The sequence below is a fragment of the Pseudomonas sp. P5_A12 genome, assembly GCF_056400685.1.
In genome coordinates this window covers 1-7,500 of sequence record NZ_JBFUKU010000255.1, presented here as the reverse complement: position 1 = coordinate 7,500, position 7,500 = coordinate 1, and the positions used below count along the sequence as shown (strand labels likewise).

Here is a 7,500-nt window from a genome sequence, read left to right as displayed (position 1 = left end):
GTCATGGGCAGCATTGAGCACTGCGTTCTATTACCGCGTCCCTTGGCCGAGAAACTAGCCGTTTTTAATATGCACCCGAAAATGCAATTTTGATGAATGATTAGCATTAACCTGATCTCGTCGTGCTGTTGTTTTTATTGGTCGCCAAAAGACAGAGCTGGTGTTTTTTTATTTTCGCTATGGTGGCTTACGAATTAGAGCAGCACCCGTCCCGACATTCGTGGTATTCGAGACTGGTGCGCTTATCGCTGTCCTCAGTTCGGCGAATTACCGTTCCGAGACGTCAATCCAGATAGTTTTAATTTCGGTGTACTGATCGTGGGCCCAGATTGACTTGTCGCGGCCACCAAAGCCGGATTCTTTGTAGCCACCAAACGGCGTGGAAGCGTCGCCCTCACCAAAGCAGTTCACCGTCACAATCCCCGCACGAATCTCGCGTGAAAGCTTGATCGCGTTGCGCAGGTTGTCGGTATAGACCGAAGCAGCCAGGCCATACACCGAGTCATTGGCCAGCGCGATAGCCTCGTCAACGGTGTTGAACGTGGTAACCGCCAGCACAGGGCCGAAGATCTCTTCCTGGAACAGTCGGCTATCGACACCTACACCATCGACAACAGTCGGCTCGACAAAAATATCGCTCTGGGTGTTGCCGCCATAAACGACGTCGAGGTTCTCGACAGCAGCTTGCTCGAGGTAGGAGCGAACCTTCTCGAAGTGCGCTTTGCTAACCATGGCGCCAAGGCGGTTTTCTGGATCAAGTGGATCACCCATTTTCCAGTCGCGCATCTGAACGCCGATGCGCTTCAACAACTCGTCCTTGACGTCGGCATGCACGATCAAACGCGAGGAAGCCGAGCAGTTTTCGCCCATGTTCCAGAACGCACCATTGACGACGTGGCTGGCGACCAGATCCAGGTCTTCAATGTCATCCATCACCACTGCCGGGTTCTTGCCGCCACACTCAAGCACGATGCGTTTGAGGTTCGAATCTGCCGCATAGTTAAGGAACTTGCGGCCGGTAGCTGTCGAGCCAGTGAAGCTGACCATGGACACGTCCATGTGCCGGCCAAGTGGCTCGCCCACTTCACCGCCACCGCCCGACAGCACGTTGAACACACCGGCCGGCACACCGGCCTCATGAGCCAGTTCGGCGACACGCAGCGCCGTCAAGGTGGTCTCCTTGGCCGGTTTGACGATGATGGAGCACCCTGCGGCCAGCGACGGGCCGATTTTCCAGGCCAGCATTAGCAGCGGGAAGTTCCAGGGCAAAACCAGACCCACTACTCCGATGGCTTCACGCACCACCAGACTCAACGCGCCGGAACCGACCGGTGCGGTGCTGTCGTAGATCTTGTCGATCAGCTCCGCATGCCAGCGGATCATGTGAATAGTTTCCGGAACATCTGTGAGTTGGCACTCGCGAACGGGTTTGCCGCTGTCCAGGCTTTCCAGGACAGAAAGCTCGTGCGAGTTTTGCTCCAGCAGATCGGCAAAGCGCAACAGAACCTTCTTGCGCTCGCCCGGGCTCAATTTATGCCAGCGGCCATCTTCGAACGCTGCCTTGGCATTGGCCACCGCGAAATCAACATCCTGAGCATTGCAGGCGGTAATCTCTGCCAGCACGTCATTGGTCGCCGGGTTCGTCGTGGTGAAGGTGTTTCCCGACACCGAGGCATAGGGCTCACCATTGACGAACGACTGAGTCGGGAACTTCAGTTCCCGAGCGATGGCGGCATATTCTGCCCCGCTGAGAAGGCCAGTCATTTTGCGCTCCCGGTCACCTGGGCGACGTCACGTTTCAAAGTGGTGATGATGTCCTGCAAAGCCTGTTTCTCATGGTCATACATTGGTTGCAGAGGCGAACGAACACCGCCGGTACGAAGGCCGTTGAACTCGCAGCCCACCTTGATCGACTGAACGAATTTTCCGCTTTCCAGGAAGTCCATCAGCGGCATGAACGCACTCATGATCTTGCGACCTTTGTCGAAGTCCTTTTCGACGACACAGGCCTCGTAGAGCGCAACGTGCTCACGGGGAATGAAGTTCGAGCCGGCGCATACCCAGCTGCGCGCACCCCAGGCGAAGAACTCCAGCGCTTGGTCATCCCAGCCACAGGACAGGCTGATGTTCGGGTATTCCCGTGCCAGACGATGGACTTGCGCCATGTCGCCGGAGCTTTCCTTGATGGCCACTATGTTTTTGYTTTCGGCAACGGCCGCAAAGTACTCAGGGCCCATGCTGACTCCCATGCGAGCCGGGTAGTTGTAGAGCATGATCGGCAGGCCGGCAACGCGATCCACGGTCAGTGCATGGATGGCATTTTCTTTCTCGGTCGGCAATGCATAAGGCGGAGAGCCCACCAGAATCGCATCGGCCTTGATCTCTCGAGCCGCCTTGGCGTATTCGACGGAGTCTTCAGTACGGATGGCACCCGTACCCACCACCAGTGGCAAGCGTCCGCCGATCACGTCTTTAGCCTGGGTCGCCAGTTCGATACGCTCTTGAGAGGTGTGGGCGTAGTACTCGCCGGTCGAACCACCAATGATAATACCGTGCACTTTCGACTCGATCAGATACTCCAGCACGTCGGCGAAAGCGGCCTTGTCGATTTCTCCGGTTGCGGTCAAAGGAGTGATTGCCGGGGTATAAATGCCTTCGAATTTCATGATTGCCTCTCCATCACTAAGGGAATGTTATTCAACCTGGCGTCCACCGCCATTTATCAGGGACAACTCATCGCTGACGGCTCAATTGCAGTTTTTCAATTGCTCAGCGCCGCTGCGTCGCGCAAGTTCAAGGAGCGTGTTTCAGGTGCCATGGCCCAAGCTGCCATCAGCCCGACAAAGGTGACCATGGCAGCCACATACATCGTATTGCCGATACCCAGGGTCTGTAGCGAAACAGGTACCAGGTAAGTGCCAACCGCTGCTCCCACTCGGGAAAGGGAAGTTCCGATGCCTACGGCAAATGCACGAATCTCTGTAGGGAACAACTCGTTCGGATAAACAAGCTGCAACACTTGTGCTCCGCCGATAAACAGCGCGTAGGCCCCGAACAGGAAAAGCACAACCACTGCATTGCTGTGTGAAAAAGTCGCCAATCCCAACAGCGCCAAACCAGACCATAGAAAGCTGTGAATCAGCATGCAGCGCCGGCCAATTGTGTTAATCAGCCTTGTTGCGAGCACACACCCCACAACAAACAGCATCGTGATGATCATGGAACCATAGGAGGCCCACTCCCCTTTCAAATTCAACGCTAGGAGAACCTTGGGGGCGAAGGCATAGACTGCAAAAACAGGAATAATCGAACATGACCAAAAGATGGAAACAAAGAACAGCCGTTTTCCATACCCGGAGTGAAGCAAATCCCGGAATGACATTTTCTTTTGATCTGGTTCTTCAGGGAGATCTCGAAGCGAATAGTGCTGACCGTACACATGTTTGATCACGCGCTCTGCCTCGCCCTTTCGCCCTTTGCTCAAGAGCCAACGAGCGGACTCAGGAGTACCGACACGTAACAACAGCAGCATCAGACCAATGACGGCGGCACTCGCTAGCGCATAGCGCCAGGCGTCATCACCGCCCACGTTCAGAATTGAAGTACCCACAACGTAGGCAAAAGCCGCGCCCGCAAACCAAAGGATGGTCAGCGCTGCGAGCCTCGGCCCGCGTTGTTTCTTAGGCAGGAATTCGACCAGTAACGACGTGGCCACGGGATATTCAATACCCACTGCCAGACCAATGATAAATCTGAGCGCGAACAATGCCGGTGCTGACTCAACCCAAAACTGTGCCAACGAGCAAATAATGAACAGCGTTGGGCCAACGAAATAAACTTTCTTTCGACCTAACTTATCGGTTAGCCAGCCACCGATGAAACCACCGAAAAACACCCCCATGAGTGCCGATGCGGCAATCATTCCTTGCCAGAATTCCGACAATTGGAGCGCTGATGTAATTTGCATCATCGCGATACCGATAATGCTCAACACATAACCATCTACAAATGACCCGCCTCCGGAACGAGCAGTCAGTAAACGGTGAAAATTATTGAGAGGAACATCCTCAATAGAGATATTAGGACTTGTCATTATTGTCTCCTATTCCGCTTCGGTCATTCAGAGGGCTGAAGCGCAAACCCAAAATGCGGGCGAATCAAAGCCGCCTCGATAAGAAACCATCAGCCTTAATGGGCTAACCATTAAGCTAAAACTTCAAACCAATAATTTAACGTCTAACTTTCCTATTAGCGTGATGCGTAATCAGCTTTCTTTACCTGCCCGGCACTGCCCCCACAGCAAGTTCATATTCACGCCTGCTGAAAGTAGGGGTTCGGGTGGGTTTCTGTTGGGCCCTGGGGACGACAACAGAAAATCGATCAGTGGATTGCTCTTGCCAGCCAGCCAGTCGGCCAACAAAGTTCCTGTCACCGTGCCACGGGTTACACCCAGTCCATTGCAGCAGAGTGCACCGTAGACGTTGTTAGCCAGTTGCCCGAAATGCGCCATGTGGTTGCGCGACAACGCCAGTGAGCCACCCCAGGTGTACTCGAAATTGACATCGGGGAGCATGGGAAATCTGCGATCGAACGAATCTTTGTGTCGCTGGATAAATCGCTCCAGGTATTTCTGATGGCTGCGTCCATCGGCATTGAAGCTGAAGCTGTTACGCACCAACAGGCGGTTATCCGTTGTCCGGCGCAATGTGGTGCCGAAGGGATCGGCTGGAATCACGCCCCAATAGGGTTTGCCTCCCAGACGTGCTTGCTCATCTTCCGTCAGCTGCCGGGTCAGGCTGCCATAGGTAAATATCGGCAGCATGCGCCCTTTCAGAAAACCGAAGCTCATGGCAAACGCGTTATTGGTCAGCAACAACTTGTCCGCAACAATACGACCGTTCTTATGGGTGAGAATGGTTTTGTCGCCATACTCCACGTCAGTAATCGGCGTATTTTCATAAAGCGTCACGTTGGCCGGCAGGCTGTCGGCTAGCCCCTTCACCAAGGCGGCCGGTTGGATGAGTGCCGTGCCCGGGGTGAAAAGAGCCTTACGATAGAAATGCGTTCCGATGTGATTCGGCAAATCCTTCTCTTCGATCATTTCGTATTCTTGACCGAGTTTGTCCAGACCACGGCGATAAGCATCCAGAACCGAGATACCCCGATCTTCAATCGCAGCCTGATACTTTCCGCACATGCGGAACTGGCACTCAATCCGGTGTTTTTCCACGAGATCTCTCAGAATGTGTTGCCCTGTCAGGTTCAACTCCATGCTGATTTTTGCTGTTTTGATATCGCCGATATAGTCATCTGCACCGATATCGTGTGGCAGGTCTATGGCAAAACCGGCATTTCTGCCGGAGGCCCCATAGCCGACCTCCTGGGCCTCGATCAAGACAATCTCGTCATCCGGAAAATTCAGTGCCAGTTGGCGAGCTGCTGCAAGCCCGGTAAATCCGGCCCCCAGCACAACCCACCGCGCCGAGCGAATTCCAGAGTGGGAGGGACGGGCCACTCTCGGCTGGCTTAGGTGGAACCAGCCGCATGTAGAGTCATCTGCAGGTGTGTATCTGATTTTTGCCATTTTTCGCGACCTGGGCTCTTTTATATTTGTAGTTACTAAAAGCGTCCCTTCTGCACGTCTCATCACACTGTTCATGCAAGTGGCATCGGTGCCGCTTTTTAGTAGGTAAGTGCTACATCCAAACCTTCCGGTGCGGCGTATTCGGACATACGGCGTCGCGACAATTCCAAATGTGCGCGAACGATATCTCCAGCCAAAACCTGATCATGGTTTTCAATGGCACTGATCATGTCGTCATGTTGTTGCGCCGCCACTTCCAGGTCTTCTTGCATGTCCACTGTCGTGGGATGGCGATAGAAGATCTTCCCCAACCGCGCATGGTCGATTAGCAAGCGCTGCAGGCTTGGCATCAAGTAAGCGTTGTGAGCCATCTTGCCGATCTGCAAATGGAACTCGTCGTTGTAAAGCACCCGCTTCTCTACATCCTTTTCTTCGATGGCCGTGCGGAAGAACGCCTGGATGCGTTTCAGCTCTGCAATCTCAGAAGGAGTTGCATGCGCAGCCGCCAATTGGGTAGTGGCGATGTAAATCAACGGAGCTGCCAGAAAAAAGCTTCTGAGCGACTGGTAACTCATCGACGAAACTCGTGCGGCACGGTTCGCTTCAAGATCGATGTATCCCTCGGCAGCCATCTGCCGCATAAGTTCGCGTACAGGTGGGCGAGAAAGGCCGAACTCGTCACACAAGGCCAGTTCGTCCACGACTGCACCAGGTGCCAACTCCATGCTCAGAATCCGGCGCCGTAACGCCTCTCCCAGCACAGCTTTACGGTCGACAGGCAGATCCGAGGAAGCCTGCAGATCGAGTTCTTTGATAGCCATTATTAGAAACCTTTGTACTGGTGAGTGAACGCTGTCTACTACCTGTATTGTCACTATAAAACAACATTATTCTTTGTGTCTACAATTAAAATACACATTCAAAACAGCCGCAAACACCTAGCGACGAGTGGCCGTTGAGATGGGAATCCTCGGTTAAAGCAGAGGGATCAAATTGCACAAGGCGCAGACGGCAGCACCGGTTCATTGACGAATAGTCAAGCGGGTAATCGTCGTGACAAAGCCCAAGCGTATACTTGGGTGCGTTCGCCTCTCGAATGGCGGGAGGGGCCTCTGTCTGAGCATCAACTGAATGGAGACATCTCTACTTGACCAGTCTGACTTCCTTGGACGGGCGATAGCCAAAGTAAGAGCTGTAGCACTTGCTGAAGTGGCTAGGTGAAACAAAGCCACAAGCAACCAGCACATCTACTTGTGAGAGCTCTGTGTGTTGCAGAAGCCGACGCGCTTCGGTGATGCGCAACTCCAGGTAATAGCGCTGAGGTGTAGTTCCCAGTTGCTCCCTGAACAGGCGTTCGAGCTGCCTGCGTGAACGTCCGGCGTAGACCGCCAGTTGCTCCAACTCCAGCGGTTCTTCGAGGTTGGCATCCATCAGCTTGACAACCTCGCGTAGCGGCGCACTCAAACAGATATTCTCTGTCGGCTTGATGCGTCGGTAGCGAGACTCTTCAAAAGCAAGAATGTCCTCAATGCCCTCAACAAGGGCTTTATCGTGCAGTCCTTTGATCCAGTCCAGCGCCATGTGGAATGCCCCGGATGGACTGGAGGCCGTAAGCCGGTCTCGATCAATCACATAAGGCTCACTGCTGACCTGTGTCGCCTTGCAGAACTCGGCAAGTGCGGGGCGGTGTTCGGGGTGAATGGCACACCGGTAACCGGCGAGCAATCCTGCGCGCCCAAGGAACCATGCCCCATTCCACAATCCGGCAAGAGTGATGCCTAGATCTGCCGCTGCCTTCAGTAAATGGATGAACTCATCAGAGGCCATGAGCTCAGTCCTGTAACCACCACAAATGACCAACAGATCGAGGTCTTTAAGCTCGGAACAATTGATATGGGTATCTGGCCGGATGACCA

The 7,500-nt window shown here is 53.9% G+C and carries 6 protein-coding genes; all 6 read right to left on the bottom strand.

The annotated features are described in order from the left end of the window. Nucleotides 1–267: 267 nt before the first annotated feature. Nucleotides 268–1,764, bottom strand: a complete 1,497-nt coding sequence (locus AC1DSG_RS24435) for an aldehyde dehydrogenase (protein WP_477793193.1) — start codon at nucleotides 1,762–1,764, stop codon at nucleotides 268–270. Next, nucleotides 1,761–2,666 (bottom strand): dihydrodipicolinate synthase family protein, encoded by a 906-nt coding sequence (locus AC1DSG_RS24430; protein ID WP_477793192.1) that lies wholly within the window; start codon nucleotides 2,664–2,666, stop codon nucleotides 1,761–1,763. The genes AC1DSG_RS24435 and AC1DSG_RS24430 overlap by 4 nt, the downstream gene beginning before the upstream one ends. Nucleotides 2,667–2,761: 95 nt before the next feature. After that, nucleotides 2,762–4,093 (bottom strand): MFS transporter, encoded by a 1,332-nt coding sequence (locus AC1DSG_RS24425; protein ID WP_477793191.1) that lies wholly within the window; start codon nucleotides 4,091–4,093, stop codon nucleotides 2,762–2,764. Nucleotides 4,094–4,264: 171 nt separating this feature from the next. Next, nucleotides 4,265–5,584, bottom strand: a complete 1,320-nt coding sequence (locus AC1DSG_RS24420; protein WP_477793190.1) for an NAD(P)/FAD-dependent oxidoreductase — start codon at nucleotides 5,582–5,584, stop codon at nucleotides 4,265–4,267. Nucleotides 5,585–5,682: 98 nt separating this feature from the next. Then, on the bottom strand, nucleotides 5,683–6,405 hold the full coding sequence (locus AC1DSG_RS24415) for a GntR family transcriptional regulator (protein ID WP_477793189.1): 723 nt from the start codon (nucleotides 6,403–6,405) through the stop codon (nucleotides 5,683–5,685). A gap of 322 nt (nucleotides 6,406–6,727) precedes the next feature. Next, on the bottom strand, nucleotides 6,728–7,500 hold a 773-nt coding region (locus AC1DSG_RS24410; RefSeq protein WP_477793188.1), incomplete at its 5' end, for a GlxA family transcriptional regulator.

What these genes read in the sequence shown, in the direction of transcription:
- AC1DSG_RS24435 (WP_477793193.1), bottom strand. Translation starts at nt 1,764, where the DNA reads ATGACTGGCCTTCTCAGCGGGGCAGAATATGCCGCCATCGCTCGGGAA.
- AC1DSG_RS24425 (WP_477793191.1), bottom strand. Translation starts at nt 4,093, where the DNA reads ATGACAAGTCCTAATATCTCTATTGAGGATGTTCCTCTCAATAATTTT.
- AC1DSG_RS24420 (WP_477793190.1), bottom strand. Translation starts at nt 5,584, where the DNA reads ATGGCAAAAATCAGATACACACCTGCAGATGACTCTACATGCGGCTGG.
- AC1DSG_RS24415 (WP_477793189.1), bottom strand. Translation starts at nt 6,405, where the DNA reads ATGGCTATCAAAGAACTCGATCTGCAGGCTTCCTCGGATCTGCCTGTC.